This window comes from Sphingomonas sp., assembly GCF_965200105.1.
Taxonomy (GTDB): Bacteria; Pseudomonadota; Alphaproteobacteria; order Sphingomonadales; family Sphingomonadaceae; genus Solisphingomonas.
Genome location: NZ_CBDATN010000002.1, coordinates 1,431,812 through 1,452,081, shown reverse-complemented (window position 1 = coordinate 1,452,081; position 20,270 = coordinate 1,431,812). Strand labels below are relative to the sequence as shown.

16 protein-coding genes are annotated in these 20,270 nt (G+C 70.1%); 12 read left to right on the top strand and 4 right to left on the bottom strand.

Going from position 1 to position 20,270, the window contains the following annotated elements; translation table 11 throughout:
* The first annotated feature begins 347 nt into the window (after nt 1-347).
* The 8 genes from ACOFKX_RS08395 to ACOFKX_RS08360 all read left to right on the top strand — a co-directional run bounded on the left by ACOFKX_RS08395 (nt 348) and on the right by ACOFKX_RS08360 (nt 10,312).
* Nucleotides 348-794: a hypothetical protein gene (locus tag ACOFKX_RS08395; protein ID WP_419826549.1), complete on the top strand. Its 447-nt coding sequence runs from the start codon at nt 348-350 to the stop codon at nt 792-794.
* Entirely contained in the window at nt 794-2,842 is a 2,049-nt protein-coding gene (locus tag ACOFKX_RS08390) for a TonB-dependent receptor plug domain-containing protein (protein ID WP_419826548.1), read from the top strand. Before ACOFKX_RS08395 ends, ACOFKX_RS08390 begins: the two co-directional genes overlap by 1 nt.
* A gap of 10 nt (nt 2,843-2,852) precedes the next feature.
* Complete coding sequence (locus ACOFKX_RS08385; RefSeq protein ID WP_419826547.1) at nt 2,853-4,616, top strand: methyl-accepting chemotaxis protein; 1,764 nt, start codon at nt 2,853-2,855, stop codon at nt 4,614-4,616.
* Between the two features lie 951 nt (nt 4,617-5,567).
* The gene (gene rpsM, locus ACOFKX_RS08380) at nt 5,568-5,936 is read left to right on the top strand and encodes a 30S ribosomal protein S13 (protein WP_419826546.1); all 369 of its coding nucleotides are present in this window, start codon (nt 5,568-5,570) and stop codon (nt 5,934-5,936) included.
* 99 nt (nt 5,937-6,035) lie between these two features.
* On the top strand, nt 6,036-6,425 hold the full coding sequence (gene rpsK / locus ACOFKX_RS08375; RefSeq protein ID WP_419826545.1) for a 30S ribosomal protein S11: 390 nt from the start codon (nt 6,036-6,038) through the stop codon (nt 6,423-6,425).
* Between the two features lie 88 nt (nt 6,426-6,513).
* Nucleotides 6,514-7,581 (top strand): DNA-directed RNA polymerase subunit alpha, encoded by a 1,068-nt coding sequence (locus ACOFKX_RS08370; protein WP_419826544.1) that lies wholly within the window; start codon nt 6,514-6,516, stop codon nt 7,579-7,581.
* Nucleotides 7,582-7,676: 95 nt separating this feature from the next.
* Nucleotides 7,677-8,099: a 50S ribosomal protein L17 gene (gene rplQ, locus ACOFKX_RS08365; protein WP_419826543.1), complete on the top strand. Its 423-nt coding sequence runs from the start codon at nt 7,677-7,679 to the stop codon at nt 8,097-8,099.
* Nucleotides 8,100-8,236: 137 nt separating this feature from the next.
* Nucleotides 8,237-10,312 carry a prolyl oligopeptidase family serine peptidase gene (locus tag ACOFKX_RS08360; RefSeq protein ID WP_419826542.1) on the top strand — a complete coding sequence of 692 codons (2,076 nt, stop codon included), beginning with the start codon at nt 8,237-8,239 and terminating at the stop codon, nt 10,310-10,312.
* On the opposite strand, the gene ACOFKX_RS08355 is transcribed toward ACOFKX_RS08360, so the two are convergent.
* Genes ACOFKX_RS08355 through ACOFKX_RS08345 form a run of 3 tightly spaced genes read right to left on the bottom strand, consistent with a single transcriptional unit; the run spans nt 10,309 to nt 14,542 of the window.
* Nucleotides 10,309-11,364, bottom strand: a complete 1,056-nt coding sequence (locus ACOFKX_RS08355; protein WP_419826541.1) for a lipocalin-like domain-containing protein — start codon at nt 11,362-11,364, stop codon at nt 10,309-10,311. The two genes, ACOFKX_RS08360 and ACOFKX_RS08355, sit on opposite strands and share 4 nt — an antisense overlap.
* Nucleotides 11,361-13,871: an FtsX-like permease family protein gene (locus ACOFKX_RS08350; RefSeq protein ID WP_419826540.1), complete on the bottom strand. Its 2,511-nt coding sequence runs from the start codon at nt 13,869-13,871 to the stop codon at nt 11,361-11,363. The genes ACOFKX_RS08355 and ACOFKX_RS08350 overlap by 4 nt, the downstream gene beginning before the upstream one ends.
* Nucleotides 13,868-14,542 carry an ABC transporter ATP-binding protein gene (locus ACOFKX_RS08345; RefSeq protein WP_419826539.1) on the bottom strand — a complete coding sequence of 225 codons (675 nt, stop codon included), beginning with the start codon at nt 14,540-14,542 and terminating at the stop codon, nt 13,868-13,870. Before ACOFKX_RS08345 ends, ACOFKX_RS08350 begins: the two co-directional genes overlap by 4 nt.
* A 53-nt stretch (nt 14,543-14,595) precedes the next feature.
* On the opposite strand from ACOFKX_RS08345, the gene ACOFKX_RS08340 reads away from it, so the two are divergent.
* Nucleotides 14,596-15,078: a membrane lipoprotein lipid attachment site-containing protein gene (locus tag ACOFKX_RS08340; protein WP_419826538.1), complete on the top strand. Its 483-nt coding sequence runs from the start codon at nt 14,596-14,598 to the stop codon at nt 15,076-15,078.
* 59 nt (nt 15,079-15,137) lie between these two features.
* On the opposite strand, the gene ACOFKX_RS08335 is transcribed toward ACOFKX_RS08340, so the two are convergent.
* Nucleotides 15,138-15,602, bottom strand: coding sequence for an Lrp/AsnC family transcriptional regulator (locus ACOFKX_RS08335; protein WP_419826537.1), 465 nt, complete (start codon nt 15,600-15,602; stop codon nt 15,138-15,140).
* 128 nt (nt 15,603-15,730) lie between these two features.
* Here ACOFKX_RS08335 and ald point away from each other — a divergent pair, with 128 nt between their 5' ends.
* The 3 genes from ald (at nt 15,731) to ACOFKX_RS08320 (ending at nt 20,269) form a co-directional block, all read left to right on the top strand.
* The gene (ald, locus tag ACOFKX_RS08330) at nt 15,731-16,849 is read left to right on the top strand and encodes an alanine dehydrogenase (RefSeq protein WP_419826536.1); all 1,119 of its coding nucleotides are present in this window, start codon (nt 15,731-15,733) and stop codon (nt 16,847-16,849) included.
* Between the two features lie 131 nt (nt 16,850-16,980).
* Nucleotides 16,981-17,730, top strand: coding sequence for an ImuA family protein (locus ACOFKX_RS08325; RefSeq protein WP_419826535.1), 750 nt, complete (start codon nt 16,981-16,983; stop codon nt 17,728-17,730).
* Nucleotides 17,645-20,269 carry a Y-family DNA polymerase gene (locus ACOFKX_RS08320; RefSeq protein ID WP_419826534.1) on the top strand — a complete coding sequence of 875 codons (2,625 nt, stop codon included), beginning with the start codon at nt 17,645-17,647 and terminating at the stop codon, nt 20,267-20,269. Before ACOFKX_RS08325 ends, ACOFKX_RS08320 begins: the two co-directional genes overlap by 86 nt.
* Nucleotide 20,270 lies beyond the last annotated feature (1 nt).

The window sequence follows — 20,270 nt, the reverse complement described above, 5'->3', positions numbered from 1 at the left end:
GGGCAGCTTACCCGCCGGGATCATCTCGGCAAGCGGATCCTGGAGCGGCGCTGTACCGCCCGCGTCAACGCCGCGCATTGGACGCCAGATGGTAGCCGATGATGCGGCACGACACGCGCCCCTTCGGCGCCGGCTCGTCGCGATGGCGGGGTGGTCCACCGGGGCGGACCGCCGCGTCGGTTCCAGGCGGTCAGCTCCGGCCGAGTACATCTCGCCGGATTAACCATGTCGTAGTTAGTTTCCCCATACACCCACCGTGATCATCACAGGTGTCTGGTGCCTTGAAACGGTTCAACTACCTCGCTGCTCTGAGCCTCAGCGCGGCCCCAGCCTGTGCATGGGCAACGTTGAACCTCCCTGTGGCGTCGCGGGTCATAGGGTTCACCCAACCGCCTCCGAACGGCGTGGTCAGCGTCGGTGTCATCTTCGACCCGAGCAACGCGGCCTCGCAAGCCGAAGCCGCCGCGATCGAGCAGCAGGCGAGCGGTGGGCTCGCCACCGGTCGCGGGACGATCAGGGTCCGCAGGATCCCCGTGAGTGCGTTGGGCGGGCTCGCGGGCATTCGCGTCGCTTTCGTGACCGTCGGGGTGCGCGAACAGCAGCAGGTGGCTGATCTCGCCGCCCGCAATTCCATCCTCACGATCACGTCTGACCTCGCCTGCGTCCAGGCGGCCCGTTGCGTGGTGGGCATCACCGGCGGTTCGCAGCCGCAGATCACCGTCAGCCGCGCGGCCGCCAAGGCAGCCAAGGTCCGCTTCGGCTCGGCGTTTCTCATGCTCGTCAAGGAAATATGATGCGTTTGCCCGTGTACGTCCTCGCCGGCGTGGCAACGATCGCGGTCGCGTTCCCGGCGGCGCTGCGCGCGCAGGCGGTGGATTACGCCACGCTCCAGGAGATGTTCGGGGAGCCGGTGACCACCAGCGTGACGGGCAAGCCGCAGCGAGCGTCGGCGGCGCCGGCCTCGATCACCATCATCACGCGCGAACAGATCGCACGATCGCCGGCCCGCAGCGTCCCCGATCTGCTGAAGGCGTATGCGGCCGTGGACGTGAACCGCTGGACCGCGGGGCAGAGCGATGTCGCGGTGCGCGGCGGCGTACAGCCCTACAACGCCCAGCTGCTCGTGCTGGTCAACGGGCGGCAGGTCTATCTCGATCATTACGGCATGACCGACTGGAACCTGCTCGGCGTCCCGTTGGACGTCATCCAGCAGATCGAGCTGGTGCGCGGGCCGGCGACCGCGCTGTTCGGGTTCAACGCCGCCATAGGCGTCGTCAACATCATCACGGTCGATCCGGCGAAGGGCCGCCAGGCCGCCGTCACGGTCGAGGGCGGGAATCACGGCTATTCGCGATTCTCGGGCTTCGTCGCGGTGCCGGTGGTCAAGGACCTCGTGGCGAAGCTCTCGGGCGGGCGTCGCCGCGAGAACGAACGCCACATCCCCGACCGGCTCGACATGCCGCCCACGATCAACGACGTCACCGCCGACGAGATCAGCGGTTCGCTGGTGGCGACGCCCGGCGCGATGACGCGCGTGGAGCTGCAGGGCGGATACGCCGACAACCACCAGTTAGAACTGCTTCCGAACGCGCTACTCGCGGTGCAGCACTTCCGCAGCAGGACGGCGGGCGCGATCGTCGATCACGACACGGGGTGGGGAAGCATAGACGGACAGGCCTATGCGAACTGGCTGGACGCCGCGTACAACACCACCGGATTGGTGGACGCCGTGTCCCAGTACCCGCACGTCTCGTTCCGCAACAGGATCGCCGTCGTGAAGGCCTCCTCGCTGGCGAGGGTGAGGGCGAACAACACCGTCCGCGTCGGCCTCGAATATCGCAACAACCAGATCTACTCGGGCGATCTCTACTCGCAGCGCGTCGGCTATCAGGTCGCCGCCGTGAACGGCATGGCGGACCTGCATCCGTCCGATCGCGTGACGCTGAGCCTGGCGGGCCGCGTCGACCATCTCTGGCTCGATCAGGGTGGGTCGCCTAGGACGCCGATCATCGAGCCCGCGTCCGCTTACGACCGCGCGCTCACGCGGGCGAGCTTCAACGCCGCGCTGCTGGTACGGGTGGGTGCCGACGGCCAGCTGCGGATCAACGGCGGGCGGGGCGTCCAGTCGCCGTCGCTGATCGACTTTGGCCTGTTCATCGGCCTGCCCCTCAATACCGCGCCGTTCCCGATCTACGTGATCGGCAACCCGCGGATCGAGCCGACCACGGTGTGGAGCGGGGAGATCGGCTATTCGCAGCTCCTGGCGGCCGACGTGCGGCTGGAAGGCAGCGTCTTCGTCACGCGCACGGCGGACGCGATCGCCTTTCCGGGCGATCAGCCAACCATCCGACTGGACGAGCTACCGGTTCTGAGCGGGGTGACGCGTTTAGCCAATGTCGGCGCGTTCGAGACCTACGGCGTCTCGGTCGCCGGGTCCGGACGCATGGCCCAGCGCGTCGGCTGGCTGGCCAACTACACCTGGACGCGCGTTCACCAAACCCTGCCCGGCGGCCCGCCCTATGCGGTGACGCTGGCGCCGGCGGCGACGACGCCGGAGCACGTCGCCAACATCGGCCTCGACTATGGCGGGGGCCGCTGGTTCGGCGGCGCCACCGCACGCTACACCTCCTCGACGCACCAGTTCGTATTCGACCGGGACGAGATGATGGTGCTTCTCCGGATCCCTCGCGCGATCGGCGTCGACGCCAAGATCGGCTACCATGTCACCGGTCATCTCGACGCCTATGCCGCCGGAGAGAATCTGTCGGCGGCAGGCGGCGCCGCCGGCTCCCCCATTCCCGCGGATCGCCGCCTACGCGTCGGCCTGACCTACAGGCTCTGAGGGCCATCGAATGAGCCCAAGCGACCGTCTTGCCGAACTGCTCGAGAAGCGGCTGCGTCTGCAGGACCGGCCGCTCGTCGCGAAGTTCGCCGCGGCCCCGGTCATCATGCTCGGCCTCTTCACCTTGGCGACGCTGTTGAGCGTGGCCGCGCTGATCTACGCCCGCCACGCCACGTCGGTCGTCGAGGCCGAGATGCGGGTCGCGACGGAACTCAGCTCGATCGCTGCGCGCTTTATCCACGATGACGATGCCCTGCATCGCCTGCTCGTTGACAAGGCGACCGGAGGTCCGAGCTTCGACACGGCCGGTCGCGCGGCCGCGATCAAGACGGATCTAACCCGTCTGCACGACGACTTCGTCACGATCGACCGCCAAGTCCCCCTCCAGGATCGGTCGCAGGCCCATGCGGTCGCCGACCAGATCGCGCAATATGCCGAGGCGGTGGATGTCGTCTCGTCGATGCTTGACGTGAACTTCGCGTCGAGTGCGGCGATGCTCGCGCCCTTCCGCGCCAACGCCGATCACGCCATAGCTAGTGTCGACCGCATGGTTGCGCAGGGCGTCCGGCGCGCGCAGGAACATGCAGCCGTCGCAGCCGCTCGAACGCGCGTACTGATCGGCCTGACGATCATGCTGACGGCGGCGTTGGCGGTGATCGGGCTGATCGTGCCCGTCGGCATCGGCAAGGCCACGATCAGGTCAATCGTCGCCCTCGCCGAGGCGACGCGCTCACTCGCTGAACGCCGCTACGAAGTCGATCTCGACGCGTTCGCCCGGAAGGACGAACTCGGCATGCTCGTGGCCGCGCTTAAGACCTTTCGCTCGCAACTCGTCGAGAAGGAGATGATGGAGCTGGACGCCGCCGAGGAGGAGAGGCGCCAAGCCATCGCCGTGGATGCGGCGAACGAGCGCAACGCGCGCGAGCGCGAAGCCATGCTCGAGCGGCTCACGCACGAGTTCGAGAGCAAAGTGCGCCGGATGATCGGCGAAGCCGGCGACGCGATGCTGCGCGTCGACGCGAACGCGGCCGAGCTCGAGCGGACGGTCGCCAATGCCAACGCGTTGGCGTCGCAACTCGAGGAACTCGCCACGATGTTCGCTGCCGAGATGAGACAGGCGGGCATAGCGACCGGCGAGCTGACCTGCGCGATACGTCGGATCGACGAGGAGGCCGGCCGCTCCAGCGGCATCGCCACCGCCATCCTGGCCCGCGCAAACTCCGCAGGGGAGGAGGTCAGCGGATCGGAACGATGTGCCAGCGAAGTCGAGCGCGTGGTCGACGTCATCGATGAGATCGCCAGGCAGACCAACCTCCTCGCTCTCAACGCGACGATCGAGGCGGCACGTTCCGGCGAGGCCGGTCGTGGCTTCGCGGTCGTGGCTTCGGAGATCAAGGCGTTGTCGGGCCGCACCGGCGAATCCACCGGCGTCGTTCGGCATCAGGTGCGCCAGGTGCAGGACGGTGTCGGCCGGATCGTCGCGGAGACCGGAGAATTGTCGCGGTTGATCGAGCAAATGGAAGCGATCGCCCGTCGCATGTCGAGCACGTCCAGCGAGCAGGCCAGCTCCACCGGTCGCATCGAAACGCAGATAGAGGCGGTGAGATCGCGCGTCGACGTGCTGTCCACGGTAAGCCGGAGCATAAGGGACGCGGCGGGCGGCAATGCGCGATCGATCGGCGAACTCCGCTCGGGCGGCCGGCGACTTCAGGACGCCCTGTCCGCCCTGAACGGCGACGCGCAGTCCTTCATCGCGTTGCTTCGCGCACGGTGAATTGGTGCGAGCATGGAACGAACTGGCTGCGCGGACGCGCGCAACATAGCCGTGCATGGTCGCGCCGTAAGGGAACCTGGCTGATGCGGGGTGGCGACCGTAGCACCGCTCCTGCCAAAAGGCGTGGTCTCAACCGCTCTGAGCCAGTTGCGCGTTGAGGCGAGCATGGCGGCGGCAAGGAAGTTGCGGGCGAGCTTGTCGAAGCGGGTGGCTACGCGGCGCAACTGCTTGAGCTTGCAGAAGTAGGTTCGACTATGCTGCGCTGGCGGTAGAGGTCGGGGTCGACCGAGCGGCGGACCCTGCGGCGCGAGGTGCTGGGGATGTGAGCGACGGATCCGCGCCGTTGGAAGAGCGCAAGGACGGCATCGCTGTCGTAGCCACGGTCTGCGACGGCGGCCTGGGCGTCTACCCGCGCCGGCCTGCGCCCACCCGGCGGCAAGCGGCTCCACCAGCCGCCACTCCGCCTCGCTCCGATCATATCGCGCCATCGCCAGATCACCTCCGGCAACCCTGAATCAACTCCGCCGCTCCACTGCAGCCGGCTGAGTACAGAACCCAGCCCAGTCACCGCAGCCGCATCGTCATTGCGGTGGCAGCGGATCTGGATGCGACCGCCACATCCTGCGGGCGGGCTCGTCGCGGTTCCTGCCCGACAGCTTCCCGCCTCGGGCGCCCTCCGTCACTCGTTCGACGAGCTACGCGGTAGTGCTAGCCCAGATCAGCCACCATTCCGTCCAGGCGACCGGATCCGCGCCGCGGCAGGCGTGGCGATAACGTGCATCGCTTGACGGCGCGCAGGTGCGAGGCTATTGGGCCGCTCATCCCGAAACCGGTGACCGGCGGTGCCTTATCTGCGCACGCCGGCTATACTTCGTTGCGGGACTTGGACTGAATTGGCGTCGAGATGGGGCGGTCGCCAGCCGCCCTGTGGAGCTGGGAGAAACAGAAGCAATGGCACGTATCGCGGGTGTGAACATCCCGACCAACAAGCGCGTAGAGATCGCGCTTACCTACATTCACGGCATCGGCCCGTCCAAGGCGCGGGAGATTACCGGTAAGCTCGGCATCGAGCCGCAGCGCCGCGTCCAGGATCTGTCGGACCAGGAGGTTCTCCAGATTCGCGAGGCGATCGACGCCGGCTATTCGGTGGAAGGTGATCTGCGCCGACAGACCGCAATGAACATCAAGCGGTTGATGGATCTCGCCTGCTATCGTGGTCTCCGCCACCGCAAGGGCCTGCCCGTCCGCGGTCAGCGCACCCACACCAACGCCCGCACCCGCAAGGGCAAGGCGAAGCCGATCGCAGGCAAGAAGAAGTAAGCCAGACGGAAAGCGTCCGGGACGTTTTCCAAGGCTTATTCCGCCTCTGCGTGAGGGCGCAGAGGCGTGGCACAGCATCGAATTAGGTCAGGAATTACAGTGGCCCGTGAACCGCAGCGCATTCGCCGTCGCGAGCGCAAGAACATCACCGCCGGCGTCGCGCACGTCAACGCCAGCTTCAACAACACGATGATCACCATCACCGACGCCCAGGGAAACGCCATCGCGTGGTCCTCGTCGGGGATGATGGGCTTCAAAGGCTCGCGCAAGTCGACGCCCTATGCGGCGCAGGTCGCCGCCGAGGATGCAGGCAAGAAGGCCGCCGAGCACGGCGTCCGCACGCTTGAGGTCGAGGTCAAGGGACCCGGATCGGGGCGTGAGTCGGCGCTGCGCGCCCTCCAGGCGGTCGGCTTCCAGATCACGTCCATTCGCGACGTGACGCCGATCCCGCACAACGGCGTTCGTCCGTCCAAGCGACGCCGCGTCTGATCTTTGCGCGCGGCCGGGTTCTCCGTCCGCGTCGTCTTCCCGGCTGCGGGGCGGACGCGCCCCGGACAGGCCTAACCGAGGGACCATTATGGCCGTCAACGCCAAGAACTGGCAGGAACTGAAGAAGCCCAACGGGCTGGAGAAGAAGGCCGCGGGCCGAGACCAGCGTCGCGGCATCTTCGTCGCCGAACCGCTGGAGCGCGGCTTCGGCCTCACGCTCGGCAACGCGCTGCGCCGCGTATTGCTGTCGTCGCTGCAAGGCGCGGCCGTCACCTCGATCAAGATCGAGAACGTGCTGCATGAATTCTCGAGCCTCGTCGGCGTGCGCGAGGACGTGACCGACATCGTTCTCAACGTCAAGCAGATCGCGCTCAGGATGCAGGGCGAGGGGGCGAAGCGCCTTCAGCTCGCCGCGACCGGACCCGCCGAGGTGACCGCCGGCATGATCCAGACCTCGGGCGACATCGAGGTCATGAATCCCGATCTCGTCATCTGCCACCTCGACGAGGGCGCGACGCTCAACATGGAGCTGACCGCGGCCGCCGGTAAGGGCTATGTCGCGGCCGCGCAGAACCGGCCGGCCGATGCGCCGATCGGCATCATCCCGGTCGACGCGCTCTACTCGCCGGTGCGGCAGGTCGCCTACAAGGTCGAGAATACGCGCGTCGGGCAAGAACTGGATTACGACAAGCTGACGCTGACCGTCGAGACCGACGGCACCGTGACGCCCGAGGATGCGGTCGCGTACGCCGCGCGCATCCTGCAGGACCAGCTCCAGCTCTTCGTCCACTTCGACGAGGGCATGACGGTATCGCAGGGTGTGCCGCAGATGGCCGGTGTCGCCGTGCAGCCCACCCACGCCGAGCCCGAGACGGACGCCAACCAGCTCAACCGCTACCTCCTCAAGAAGGTGGACGAGCTGGAGCTATCGGTGCGTTCGGCAAACTGCCTCAAGAACGACAACATCATCTACATCGGTGATCTCGTCGGCAAGACCGAGGCCGAGATGCTGCGTACCCCGAACTTCGGCCGCAAGAGCCTCAACGAGATCAAGGAGGTGCTGTCGTCGATGGGTCTCCGGCTCGGCATGGATATCCCCGGCTGGCCGCCCGAGAACATCGAGGAAATGGCCAAGAAGCTCGAGCAGGAATATTGATCCTGCGCTGATCACCAGGGTTTGGGCGGTGCCCTGTTCCACCGCCCGGCCGGACGTACCTCGCACGGCGTCCGGACGAACGAAGGACAAATATCATGCGCCATCGTGTCGGCGGCCGTAAGCTCCAGCGTACCTCGTCGCACCGCGCCGCGCTGTTCCGCAACCAGGCCGCGGCGCTCGTCAAGCACGAGCAGATCACCACCACGCTCGCCAAGGCGAAGGAGCTCCGCCCCTATGTCGAGAAGCTGGTCACGCTCGCCAAGAAGGGCGGCCTGTCCAACCGTCGTCTCGCGCATGCCCGCCTTCTGGACGACGCGCAGCTCGTCAAGCTGTTCGACGTAATCGGCCCGCGTTACGCGAGCCGGCCCGGCGGCTACACCCGCATCATCAAGGCGGGCATTCGCGCGTCGGACGCGGCGGCGATGGCGATCATCGAGTTCGTCGACCGCGATGTCGCCGCCAAGGGGCTCGACTCGGGTCCGGTGCAGGACGACGAGGAGTATGACGAGGCCGCTTGAGCCGCCCCTCCGCTCCGCAGATCGAAGGGGCCGTCCCGGCTTGGGGCGGCCCTTTTGCGTTTGGGGACCGTAGCCGGTTTGGCTTGAAGGCTCGCGCTGGCTAGACCACGCGCGCTGCGCGGTCGAGGGAGGGCGGGATGATCGACACGGACATGGCGGCGCACGTTCGCGCCTATCCCGAGACGCGCCGCGGCGACGATGTGGACGAGCATTTCGGCGTCCGCGTCGCCGATCCCTATCGCTGGCTCGAGGCCGACGTCCGTACCGACGAGGCGGTGCGCGACTGGGCGGACGCCCAGCACGCGCTGACCGAGCGCCATCTCGGAGAGCTGCCCGCGCGCGAGACCTTCGCCCGACGTCTGGCCGCGCTCTGGAACTATCGCCGGGTGTCGCTGCCGGTCGCGCGTGGCGAACGGCTGTTCCACCTGGTCAATGACGGGCTCGACCGCCAGCCGCGCCTCTGCGTCCGCCAGGGCGAAGGAGACGAGTCCCGCGTGCTCGTCGATCCGCTCGCCATCGATCCGAGCGGCGGGACGGCGCTCGCCGAGTGGGCACCGTCGCGCGACGGCAGGCGGCTCGCCTATGCGCTCGCCGAGGCGGGCAGCGACTGGCGTACCATCCGCGTGCTCGACGTCGCGACCGGAGAACTCGCGGCTGACGCGGTCGCCTGGGTGAAGTTCAGTCACATCGCTTGGGCCGCGAACGGCTCGGGCTTCTTCTACTCGCGCTTTCCCGCCCCCGCAGCCGGTGCCGAGCATCTCGGCGCGGGCGAGGACCACGCCGTCTGGTTCCACCGCATCGGCACGCCACAGAGCAAGGACTATCGTGTCTACGCCTCGCCCGATCGGCCAAGGCTGATGCACGTCGCGGAGACGACGCACGATGGCCGCTGGCTGCTCGTCTCCTCGTCCGAGGGTACCGACGCGCGGCACGAGCTGACGCTGATCGATCTCGCCGCGCCCAAGCTCCGCGCGCGCACGCTGATCCGCGGGTTGGAGAACGAGTGGCGGCTGGCGGGATCGGAAGGTGATCTCTTCTACTTCCTGACCGATCTCGACGCGCCCAGGCGTCGGATCGTGGCGATGGACGTCGCCTCCACGATGCGCCGGCTGCGCGAGGTGGTGCCGGAGGGCGCCGACGTGCTCACCGACGCACGGCTGATCGGCGGGCGGCTGCTGATCGCCGCCTCGCGCGACGTCGCCTCCGTGCTCCGCGTCGCCAGCACCGACGGGCGTTCGTTGGACGAGGTGACGCTGCCGGGCACGGGTGCCGTCACCGGTCTCTCGGGCGAGCCGGATCAGCCGCATGGCTGGTTCGGCTTTACAAGCTACGACCGGCCGAACGAGATCCACCGGCTAGACATGGCGACGCCCGCCGACGCGATCTGGGCACGGCCCGAGCTGACCTTCGATCCCGATCGCTTCGTCGTCGAGCAGACCGTCTCGATCTCGCCCGACGGCACGCGCGTGCCGTTGTTCCTGCTCCGCCGCCGCGACGTCACCGGGCCGGCGCCGACCATCCTCTACGGCTATGGCGGCTTCGCCATCGCGCTGGAACCCGCCTTCTCCGCCGCCGCACTCGCCTGGGCGGAGCGTGGCGGGGTGTGGGCGGTCGCGTGCATCCGGGGTGGCGGCGAATATGGCCGGGCCTGGCACGAGGCGGCCAAGGGTGCCGTCAATCGTCCCGTCGCCTATGCCGATTTCGAGGCGGCGGCGGAGCAGCTCGTCGCCGACGGGATCGCCGCCGCCAACGGTCTGGCGATCCACGGCCACTCCAACGGCGGGCTGCTGGTCGCCGCCGTCACAAACCGGCGGCCCGAGCTGTTCGCCGCCGCGCTGCCTGCGGTGGGCGTGCACGACCTGATCCGCTTCCCGCGCTTCACCGCGGGCCGCTACTGGATCGACGACTATGGCGATCCCGGCCGTGAGGCGGACTTCCCCGCGCTGCTCGCCATCTCGCCGCTGCATCAGGTGCGGGACGGCACGCCTTACCCCGCGATCCTGGTCGCCACCGCCGATACCGACGACCGCGTCGTGCCCGCGCACAGCTTCAAATATGCCGCGACGCTCCAGGCCGCCGAGCTGGGCGACAAGCCGCGCCTGATCCGGATCGAGCAGCGCGCAGGGCATGGCGCCGGCAAGCCGGTCGACCGCCAGATCGCGGAGACCGCCGACACGCTGGCCTTCGCCGCGCGCTGGACTGGACTCGCCTAGAGGTTGAGCTTGCCCGCGTAGCCGGTGAGTTCGAGGTAGCCGCGCGCGCCGGGTGCCGACACCGCGCCCTCCCAGTAGACCGGGCTGCCGCCGGCGCGCCCATCCAGCTCCTGATCGGGGAACAGCGGCGCGAGCGGCAGCGAGCGGACGCCGCCCGGCAGACGCACGCGCAGCACCGGATCGACCGGGTAGGTGCCGCCGGTGCGCGGACTCCGCCAGCGCCGGCGCGGCACGAAGGCGACGTCGCGGGGGCCGAGCGTCACGCGCCGCCCGTTCGCCGCGCGCAGCGTGCCGCCCGCCCATAACGTGCCGCCGTTCCGGTCACGAATGCGGAACGCCATCAGCGCGCCGCCGTCGGCTAGGTTGAGGCCGGTCCAGTCCCAACCGGCGGCGCCCGGCACCAGGTAGCTCGAAGACCATTCGCGATCGAGCCACGCGGTGCCGCCGACGCTCTCCTTGCGTCCGCTCTCGGTGACGGTTCCTTCGAGGCGCATCTGCGGCATGCTGTAGTAGGTGCTGGCCTCGCCCGGCTTCGGACCCTTCGCCGAGTAGCCGTCGTGCCCCTGCGGCAGCGGCGGCTGGGTCGGACGAAAGGCGAGATCGAGCGCGAAGTCGCGCCCACCGATATGGGCAAGGAAGCGGCCGTCGGGCGCGCGGCGGATCCGCCAGTCGTCTATCGTCACGTCGGTGTCGTTCACCGCCGCTGCCGCCAACCCGGGATAGGCGCGCGCGATCCGCTCGGCGTGGAGCAGGTGGCCGATCGCGGGATCGGAGATCGCGGCGTGCGCGAACAGGATCTGGCGCGGCGCGAACGCGCTCGCCTCGCCGGCGCCTAGGCCGGTAGCGACGCGGAAGAAGGTGATCTGGAAGCCGCGCCGCTTGCCCGCGGGGCCGTCGAGCCAGCCAGTGACGTACCACCATTCGGTGCGGAAACCCGGATGCGCGCCGTGATCGCGTGGAAAGGCGAGATGCACCGGCTCGCGCACCTCCTCGAAGCGCGGACCGGCGGTGCCAAGCGCGAGCAGAGCCAAGAGGGTGGAAACGCGCCTCACCAATCCTCCCGCACCGCACGCACCGCGTCCAGCGACACCGCGCGCCTCCCGGCGATCATCGCCGTCCCGCTCGCCGCGACGACGAGAGCGGCGGCGACACCGGAGAGCAGCCCGATCGGCCAGCGCGTGGTCATCGTCCAGTGGAACGACTGCGGGTTGACGACGTGGATCAGCACCTGCGCCATCGCAGCGCCGAGGCCGATGCCGGCGACGGCGCCGACCGCGCCGATCAGCGCGCCCTCGATCCCCAGCGTCGCGACGATGAGCCGGCGGGTGACGCCGAGATGGCGGAGCATGCCGAATTCGCGGGTGCGCGCGATCGTCTGCGCCGACACGGTAGCGGCGACGCCCGCCAGCCCGACCGCCACGGCGACCGCCTCCAGCGCATAGGTGACCGCGAAGCTGCGATCGAAGATGGCGAGCGCGCGGGCACGCAGATCGGCGACCGGTTGGATGACCGCCACCGAACGGAGCGGCGGGGGCAATGCCTGGCGCAACGCGGCGATCGTGCCGCCCGGATCGGTGCCGGGAGCGAGGGAGATCGCCGCTTCGCTCCGCCCGCGCTCACCGGTCAGCCGGTCCGCGTCCGCCGCCCGCAGCGCCAGCGCGCCCTGCTGCCGGGCATAGTCGCGGAACACTCCGGCGATGCGCGCCCGCACGCCGGGCCCGAGCGGCAGCGCCAGCGCGTCGCCGGCGGCGACGTCGAAGGTACGCGAGAAGGGCTCCGACACCCACACCGGCACGGTGCCCGCCGGCACGGGGACGCTGCGGCCGACGGCGGGGAAGGCGGCGCCGGGATCGCGTCGCACGATCAGGATCACCGGCGGCCGGCCGGGCGAAAGCGCCAGCGGGCGCTGGAGCATGAAGTCGGCGTCCGCGACTTGGCGGACGGCGAGCAGCCGGCTCTGGTCCTCCGGCGCGAGCGCGGCGCCACTGCCGCCGAGCGAGAGGTAGATGTCGGCGCCGAGGATCTGTCGCAGCCACTCGTCGACCGATCCGCGGAAGCTCGCGACCATCACCGCCATCGCCGCCATCAGCCCGATGCTGGCGACGATGCCCGACAGCGCCACCGCTGCCTGCGCCGGCGCACCCCACAACCGCGCCACGGCCAGCTGGGCCGCCGGCGACGAAAGCCTCGCGTGCGCCAAGGGCGCGAGCAGCCAGCGGGCCACGCGCGGCATCGCCGCGATGCCGGCGGCGAGCATCAACCCGATCGAGGCATAGCCCGCGATCGGCAGCCCGGCCGCCGCCGGCAGCAGCGCCAGCACCACCGCGATCACCGCCAGCACCAGCGCGGGCATGATCCGAGGCTTGGCGCTCGGATCGACGGCGTCGCCGCCGTGGCGTAGCGCCACCACCGGCCGGCCGGCCGCCGCCGCGCGCGCGGGCAAGAGGCTGCCGATCAGCGCAGCCGCTATGCCAAGTGCGGCGAAGGCCAGCGCCGCGCCGGGCGCGAACACCAGCGGCGGCGCCTGCTCGTCTGCGAACGCGCCGCTGCCAAGATCGCCGCCGACGAGCCGCAGCACGCCGGCGGCAAGCCCGGTGCCAAGTGCGATCCCGGCGCCGGCGCCGACGATGCCGAGCACCGCGCCTTCCGCCAGCACTTGCCCCAGCACCAACGACCGCGTGCCGCCGATCACGCGCAGAAGCGCGAACTGCGGCGCGCGGCGCGCCACCGACAGCGCCTGCGCCGAGTAGACGAGGAACGCGCCGGTGAGCAGCGCCACCAGTGCCAGCATGTCGAGGTTCACGCGGTACGCGCGCGACAGCGCGTCCGTGCTGCTGCTCTCGTCCGCCGGGGTCTCCAGAACCGCGCCTCGCGGCAGCATCGCCCGGATCGTTCCCGCGATCATGTCGGCGTCGACGTCGGCGTCGAGCTTGAGATCGACGCGATCGATATGCCCCGCTCGGCCAAGGCGCGCCTGCGCGGCGGAGATGTCCGCCACGGCGATGCGTCGCCCCTCGCCGGCGCCGGGCACGGTGCCCATGATCCGCCAAGCGGCCGTCCGCGTGCCCGCGACGATCGTCACGACATCGCCCAAGCGTCTCCCGGCCAGTGCGGCGGGCGAGAGGAACAAGGCCTGGGGGGAGAGCAGGCTCGTGAGTGGTTGGCCGGCGGCGGGCGTGGGGATCAGCCCCGGCGTCACCGCGGCCGCACGGAAAGCATCGAGACCGACGATTTCGATCGGATCGCGGCCGAGCGCGCCGTGCGCGTCCACCACCGGGCTCGCCGCCGCGATGCCGGCCAGGCGCGCGAGGCGCGGGTAGAGCCGCTCGTCGATCCCGTCTGGCCCGGCGGCGGTGACGCTCAGGTCGGCGCGGCCACGCACCAGCGCCAGCCCGCGCGCGAAGCGATCGAGCGCCGAGGCGTTGACGAGGTGGACCGCGAGGCCGAGCGCGACGCCGACGGCGATGGCGATCACCGCCGTGACGATCCGTGCCGGGTGCGCGCGCCACTCGCCCCGGATCATCCACCACGGCGCACGCCAAGCTGTGACGAACGTCATCCCGAGAGCCCGACCGCGCCGAGCCGCGCGACCCGGTCCGCCGCGGCCGCCGCCCTTTCAGAGTGGGTGACGATCAGCGCCGCCGCGCCTGCCCCGCGTACCTCGCTCGCGAGCAGCGTCATCACGCGGTCTGCCGTCTCGGGATCGAGATTGCCGGTCGGCTCGTCGGCGAGGATCAGCGCCGGCCCGGCGACCAGCGCGCGCGCGATCGCCACCCGCTGGAGCTCGCCGCCCGAGAGCATGCTCGGATAGTCGTCGTCGCGCCCGCCAAGCCCGACCCGATCGAGGAGCGTGCTCGCGCGTCGCCCCGACCCGCCGGCCTCCTGGCGCGCGAGGACCAGCGGCAGCGCCACGTTCTGTACCAGGCTGAGATGCGGCAGGACGTGAAAGGCCTGGAAGACGAAGCCGATTCGCCGCAGCCGCAGCGCCGCGCGCGCATCCTCGTCGAGGTCGCCCACCTTCTCGCCCGCGAGTCGGATCTCGCCCGCGTCCGCGTCGTCCAGTCCGGCGATCAGGTTGAGCAGCGTGGACTTGCCGGCGCCCGATTCGCCGGTGATCGCGACCATCTCGCCCGCCCCGACCACGAGGTCGAGGTCCGCGAACAGGCGCCGTCCGCCCGGCACGGTCTTGGCGAGGCCGGTGATGGCAAGCGCTGGGTGGGACACGGTCATGCAACCGCGCCTGTGCGCCATCCGTTCCACCCGGCGACCGAAGGATTGATCGCATGAAACGCATGTTGTTCGCGCTCGTCGCCGCTCTGCCTCTCGCCGGTTGCGCGGATTATTACGACGGCGGCTATGGTGGCTACTATGGCGGCGGGGCCGCCTATGCCGGCAGCCCGATCGGCTATGACGGCTTCTACGACGGCTATTACGGTCCGCTGTATGACGGCTACTGGGGCAATGACGGCGCCTTCTGGTACAGGCGCGGCGGCGGCGATCGCCGTTTCTACCGCGGTCGGCGTGACCATTTCCGCCACGATGACGGTGGCGGCCACCATTTTCATCCCATGCACGGCAACTTCACGCCGGGTGCCGGTGTCCGGGCGCCGCACCTCGGAGGCGCTACGGGCGTGGGGCATGGCACCGCTCCGGGCGGGGTTTCCGGCGCCCCCTCCAGAGGCTTCCACGGCGGCGCCTTCGGGGATTTTCATGGTGGAACGCCTGGCGGCTCGCGCGGTGGTGGCGCCCACGGGCGCGGCCACTAGTCTGGCATCTCGGCAGCGATGCCAGGACGCTGAGGATCTGTTGAACGGCGAGGCCGACACTACGGGCCTAGCAGGTCGGCAGGCATGGCCCGTCCGACGATGCGGCGCAGCGCGAAGTTCGAGTTAAGGCTGGCGACGCCGGGCAGGCGGGTGAGCTGTTCCTTGTGGATGCGTTCGAAATCCGCGATGTCGCGCGCCGCGACGCAGGCGAGATAATCGTCGCTGCCCGCCATCAGGTAGCACCACAAGACCGCCGCACAGTCTTCGATCGCGCGCTCGAACGCAGCCATGGTGTCTTCGGTCTGCCTTTCCAGCGTGATGCTTACGATCACCGTCGCGCCGAGACCGAAGGCGGCAAGCCCCAACTCGGCGCGGTAGCCGGCGATGAGGCCCCGCTCCTCGAGCAGTCGCACCCGCCGCGCGCAGGCCGTGGGCGACAATCCGGCTGCGTCGGCGAGTTCGTGATTTGTGATCCGCCCCTGTCTGACGAGCGTGCGCATGATCTTGCGGTCGAGTCGATCCATGCCGCCGTTATTCACCATGTGAGGCGCGGACAGTAGCGCAATCCTCCAATTGGCGGCAGGTAGACGCCGGATAATCGTCGGACATGGCGTGCGGGCGGGAGTATGATCCCGCGCAAAGGAGAGAGATGATGCGCGTCGGCGTTCCCAAGGAGATCAAGGTCGAGGAATATCGCGTCGGCCTCACGCCCGCGGCGGCGCATGAGTTCGTGGCGCACGGCCATGAGGTGCTGGTCGAGGCCGGCGCGGGCGCCGGCATCGGTTCGGGCGATGACGAGTATGTCGCGGCCGGGGCGGCGGTCGTCGCCACGGCGGCCGAAATTTTCGGCCAAGCCGACATGATCGTGAAGGTGAAGGAGCCGCAGGCGGCCGAGTGGGCGATGCTGCGCGACGGGCAGATTCTCTTTACCTACCTGCACCTGGCACCCGATCCCGACCAGACGCGCGGCCTGATCGACAGCGGCTGCGTGGCGGTCGCGTACGAGACCGTCACCGATCTGGGCGGAGGCCTGCCGCTGCTCGCGCCGATGAGCGAGGTCGCGGGGCGGCTCTCGATCGAGGCGGCGGCCTTCTCGCTCCGGCGCACCGCCGGCGGGCCGGGCGTGCTGATGGGCGGCGTGCCGGGCGTGGCGCCCGCGCGCGTGATGGTGATCGGCGGCGGCGTCGTGGGCCTGCACGCCGCGCGCATGGCCGCGGGGCTCGGCGCGGAGGTGGTGATCCTCGATCGTTCGCTGCCCCGGCTTCGCCAGATCGACGAGCTGTTCGGCGGCCGCATCGCCACCGCCTTCTCGACCGCGCACGAGATCGAGCGGCAGGCGTGCATGGCCGACGCGGTGATCGGCGCCGTGCTGGTGCCCGGCGCGCGCGCGCCCAAGCTCATCACGCGGCCGATGCTCGCCAAGATGAAGCGCGGCGCGGTGCTGGTGGACGTCGCGATCGATCAGGGCGGTTGCTTCGAGACGTCGCGGCCCACGACGCACGACGATCCGGTGTTCACGGTCGACGGCATCACCCATTATTGCGTCGCCAACATGCCGGGCGCGGTGCCGAGGACGTCGAGCTTCGCGCTCGGCAACGCGACGCTGCCGTTCGGCCTCGCGCTCGCCGATCACGGCCTCGACGCGTTGCGAGCCGATCCGCATCTGCGCGCCGGACTCAACGTCTTCCACGGCAAGCTCACCAACGCGCCCGTCGGCGCGAGCCTGGGCATGGACGCGATCACGCCTGAGGAGGCGCTGGGCCTTGCCTAATGCACGCGGCGCCGATCCGGGACGGGATGGTGGTCAGCCTACCTTTCATGATCGCGTGGGAAAGCGAGTCTGCTTGACGGACGCAGCGGTCGAGTGGAACATAGTGGGAACGTTAATCGCTGCGAGTCGCCGTGTCCGATGCCGTTCCCACCGTCGCCGAGTTGCGCGCGACCCTGCGCACCATCGAAGGTGGCGTGCGGGAACGGCCGGTTCTGCCGTTCGGCATCGAATCGCTCGACGGGCGGCTCGCCGACGGCGGGCTGCGTCTGGATGCGCTGCACGAGGTCTCGTCGCGAGGTGCGGGCTGGGGTGACGACGCCGCCGCGGTGCTGTTCGCCGCAGGCGTAGCCGCTCGGACGCGGAGAAACGTGCTCTGGGTAGTACGCTCGCGCGATCTCTTTGCCCCGGGGCTCTACCAGGCCGGCTTGGCGCCCTCGTGTGTCGTCTTTGCAGAGGCCCGTGACGATGCGGAACTGCTGGCTCTGCTGGAGGAAGGCCTCCGCCATCGCGGACTCGGCGCAGTCGTCGGGGAGGCCAAGCGCATGCAGATGGCCCAGGCACGGCGGCTACAGCTCGCGGCTGAAGGTGGCGGCACGGTAGCGCTGCTCCTCAGGCGACCATCGCGGAGCGGTACCGATCCACTGGACGCATCGTCCGCTGCGGTGACCCGCTGGCGCGTCGCTCACGCGCCGTCCGCGCCGGTGCCGTGGGAGGGCCTCGGCCGGGCATGCTGGCACGTCGAGTGCGTCCGCCAACGCGGCGGCGACCCATTTGAACTCGTGGTGGAGGGCTCCGATGAAGCGGGTCGTCTCGCTCTACCTGCCCAATTGGTCGATCGACCTGCTGCGGCGGATAGAGCGCCGGCGCGCGCCGTCGGCTGAGGCCGACGGCCGCGCACCTCCGACGTCGCCTGCGGCGTCGCTCAGGAGTGGGTTAGATACGCTCGGGGCCGAGGCGATGGCCGAGCGTGGGCAGCACTGCTCCGTGCCCAAGGAGGGCGGATGGCGCCCCGGCGCACGTTGGGCGCGCAGCGATCCCGACCGCGACGACAGCGGTCTGGCCGACACGCGCGGGCAGGCCGAGGCCGCTATCGAGAGACTACCCGTTCATCGGCGGCCACCCCAGCGCGAGCTCGGCCGGACGAGCGAGGCCGCCGACAACCCGTTCCGCAAAGGTCTGAGCCGCCCGCCCGAGGAGCGCGTGGCCGTGCCCGCGCCTCTCTGCGCGCAAGCGCGTCCGACTAACACGCGCGAGCTGTCACGCCGCACGGAAGCGGCCGGGCCGCTGTTCAAGCCCGGTACGAGGGGCTGGCACGGCGAGGACCTGCAGGCGGCGGTGAGCGGCCTGCCCGTGCATCAGCGGCCGCGCTCGGGCGAGCTGTCGCGCACGAGCGAGGTGATCGACAATCCGTTCCGGCTCTCCCCCGACGACGTGGGGCCGAACCTGAGACACGGTCGCCCCGACATCCCGCCGCTCCGCTTCCCAGGCGAGGATGCGCTGGCGAAGGCGGGGCACGACGCGGCGTTGAGAAACGAGGAGAAGCGGGTCCGTCACCGCAACGAGGCGCCGTCACCGCACCGTCTCGCCTCCGCGCCGCCAGTGCAAGGCCCCGGCGAGGACATCGTCGTGCGTCGGGCGATGAAGGCGCCCCGGCGCAGCGCACGCGATGGGCATGGCGGCGAGGCAGGCTATGTCGCGCCACCGAATGTGGCGCAGAGCCTGAAGCAGCTCGCCGTCATGCCTGCTGTGCAGTTCCCGGGCGAGGGACCGCACCCCGACAATCACGGCCGCAGCGAGCCGACCGCGCCCACCTACGGCCAGGGCCGCTTCTTCCAGACCGGGCGCACGCTTGCCAGCGTGGTCGCACGCGTGTGCCGGGACGAGGATGCCGGCGTCGAGGTGGAGAAGCCTCGCGATGAGGCGCCGCTGGTGACGGCGCGCAAGATCGGTCCGCGCGTCGAAGTCGCCGCAGCGAACGTTACGGCGCGCTCGCTTGGGCTCGGCCCCGGCACGGCGCTCACCATGGCGCGCGCGCAGGTGCCGGGCTTGAAGGTGTGCGAAGCGGACCCGAACGGCGACGCCGCCGCCCTCGCCGCGTTGGCCGAATTGCTCTCGCGCCGCTGGGCACCGAGCGTCGCGATCTCCGACGCGGACGGTCTGTTCATCGATCTGACCGGCGTCGCGCACCTCCACGGCGGCGAAGCGCGCTTCTGCCGCCGGCTTCTGCGCCTGCTCGCCCGGCACGGCGTCGCGGCACGGGTGGCGGTAGCAAACACGGCCGGTGCGGCCTGGGCGCTTGCGCGCTTCGGCGCATCGGCACCGGCGCAGATACTGGCGCCCGGCGAGCAGGCCGACGCGATCGCGTCGCTGCCCGTTGCCGCGCTGCGTCTGGAGCCGCCCGCACTGGAGCTGCTTGCGCGGCTCGGGGTCGATAGCATCGGCCAGCTCATGGCCATGCCGCGCGCGCCGCTGGTGCGCCGCTTCGGCCGGATCATCGTCGACCGGCTCGACCAGGCGACCGGCCGCGCGCCCGAACCGTTCGAGCCGGTCGTCCCGCCCACCTGCGTGATGGTCGAGCAGTGCTTCGCCGAGCCGATCGCGACGCCGGAGGCGATTGAGTACTGGCTCGGCGTTCTGATGCCGCGGCTTGCGGCCGAGCTCGCAAAGGCAGGGCAGGGCGCCCGCTCCATCGAGATGGCGGCGGCGCGCGTCGACGGCGTGCCGCAGCGGCTGCGGCTCGGCTTCGCGCGGCCGACCCGCGATGCCGCGCACATGCTTCGCCTGACGCTGCGGCGGATCGAGGAGGTCGAGCCCGGCTACGGCATCGACGCGATCGCACTGCACGTTCGTCGTGCCGATCCGCTGGGGGCGGAGGCGCTCTCACCCGCGCTGGCGGACGAGGCCGGGACTGACCTCGCGCCCCTGATCGACGTGCTGGCGAACCGCATTGGGGCTGACCGGCTATGGCGCGTGGTGCCCGTCGAGAGCGACGTGCCCGAGCGGTCCTGGACGCGTTCGCCGCCGCTGCTTCCTCCGGCGGACCGCACGCGAGCCCTGAAAGACGAGGATGTCCGCCGCCTGGACATGAGTACGCCCGATCACCCCTGGCACTCGCGCTGGCCGCGACCCGTGTTGCTGCTACGCCGGCCGGAGCGGATCGACCATGTGCTGGCCGAGCTGCCCGACCAACCGCCCAAGCGGTTCAGTTGGCGCGGCACTCCTCACCTTGTCGTTCGTGCGGAAGGTCCGGAACGTGTGGTGGGCGAGTGGTGGCGCCGCGCGGCCGAGCGCCAAGCCGTCCGCGATTATTTCCGCGTCGAAGACCAGGCGGGCCAACGCTTCTGGCTCTTTCGCCGCGGCGACGGTGTGCGCGGTGAGACCGGCGACCTCAGTTGGTTCGTCCACGGGCTAGGCGATTAGC

Excerpts from the sequence above, each read along its gene's own strand:
- ACOFKX_RS08340 (WP_419826538.1), top strand. The coding sequence starts at position 14,596 with ATGAAACGCATGTTGTTCGCGCTCGTCGCCGCTCTGCCTCTCGCCGGT.
- rplQ (WP_419826543.1), top strand. The coding sequence starts at position 7,677 with ATGCGCCATCGTGTCGGCGGCCGTAAGCTCCAGCGTACCTCGTCGCAC.
- ACOFKX_RS08320 (WP_419826534.1), top strand. The coding sequence starts at position 17,645 with ATGAAGCGGGTCGTCTCGCTCTACCTGCCCAATTGGTCGATCGACCTG.
- rpsM (WP_419826546.1), top strand. The coding sequence starts at position 5,568 with ATGGCACGTATCGCGGGTGTGAACATCCCGACCAACAAGCGCGTAGAG.
- ACOFKX_RS08360 (WP_419826542.1), top strand. The coding sequence starts at position 8,237 with ATGATCGACACGGACATGGCGGCGCACGTTCGCGCCTATCCCGAGACG.
- ACOFKX_RS08390 (WP_419826548.1), top strand. The coding sequence starts at position 794 with ATGCGTTTGCCCGTGTACGTCCTCGCCGGCGTGGCAACGATCGCGGTC.
- ACOFKX_RS08335 (WP_419826537.1), bottom strand. The coding sequence starts at position 15,602 with ATGGATCGACTCGACCGCAAGATCATGCGCACGCTCGTCAGACAGGGG.
- ald (WP_419826536.1), top strand. The coding sequence starts at position 15,731 with ATGCGCGTCGGCGTTCCCAAGGAGATCAAGGTCGAGGAATATCGCGTC.
- ACOFKX_RS08370 (WP_419826544.1), top strand. The coding sequence starts at position 6,514 with ATGGCCGTCAACGCCAAGAACTGGCAGGAACTGAAGAAGCCCAACGGG.
- ACOFKX_RS08385 (WP_419826547.1), top strand. The coding sequence starts at position 2,853 with ATGAGCCCAAGCGACCGTCTTGCCGAACTGCTCGAGAAGCGGCTGCGT.
- ACOFKX_RS08350 (WP_419826540.1), bottom strand. The coding sequence starts at position 13,871 with ATGACGTTCGTCACAGCTTGGCGTGCGCCGTGGTGGATGATCCGGGGC.
- ACOFKX_RS08345 (WP_419826539.1), bottom strand. The coding sequence starts at position 14,542 with ATGACCGTGTCCCACCCAGCGCTTGCCATCACCGGCCTCGCCAAGACC.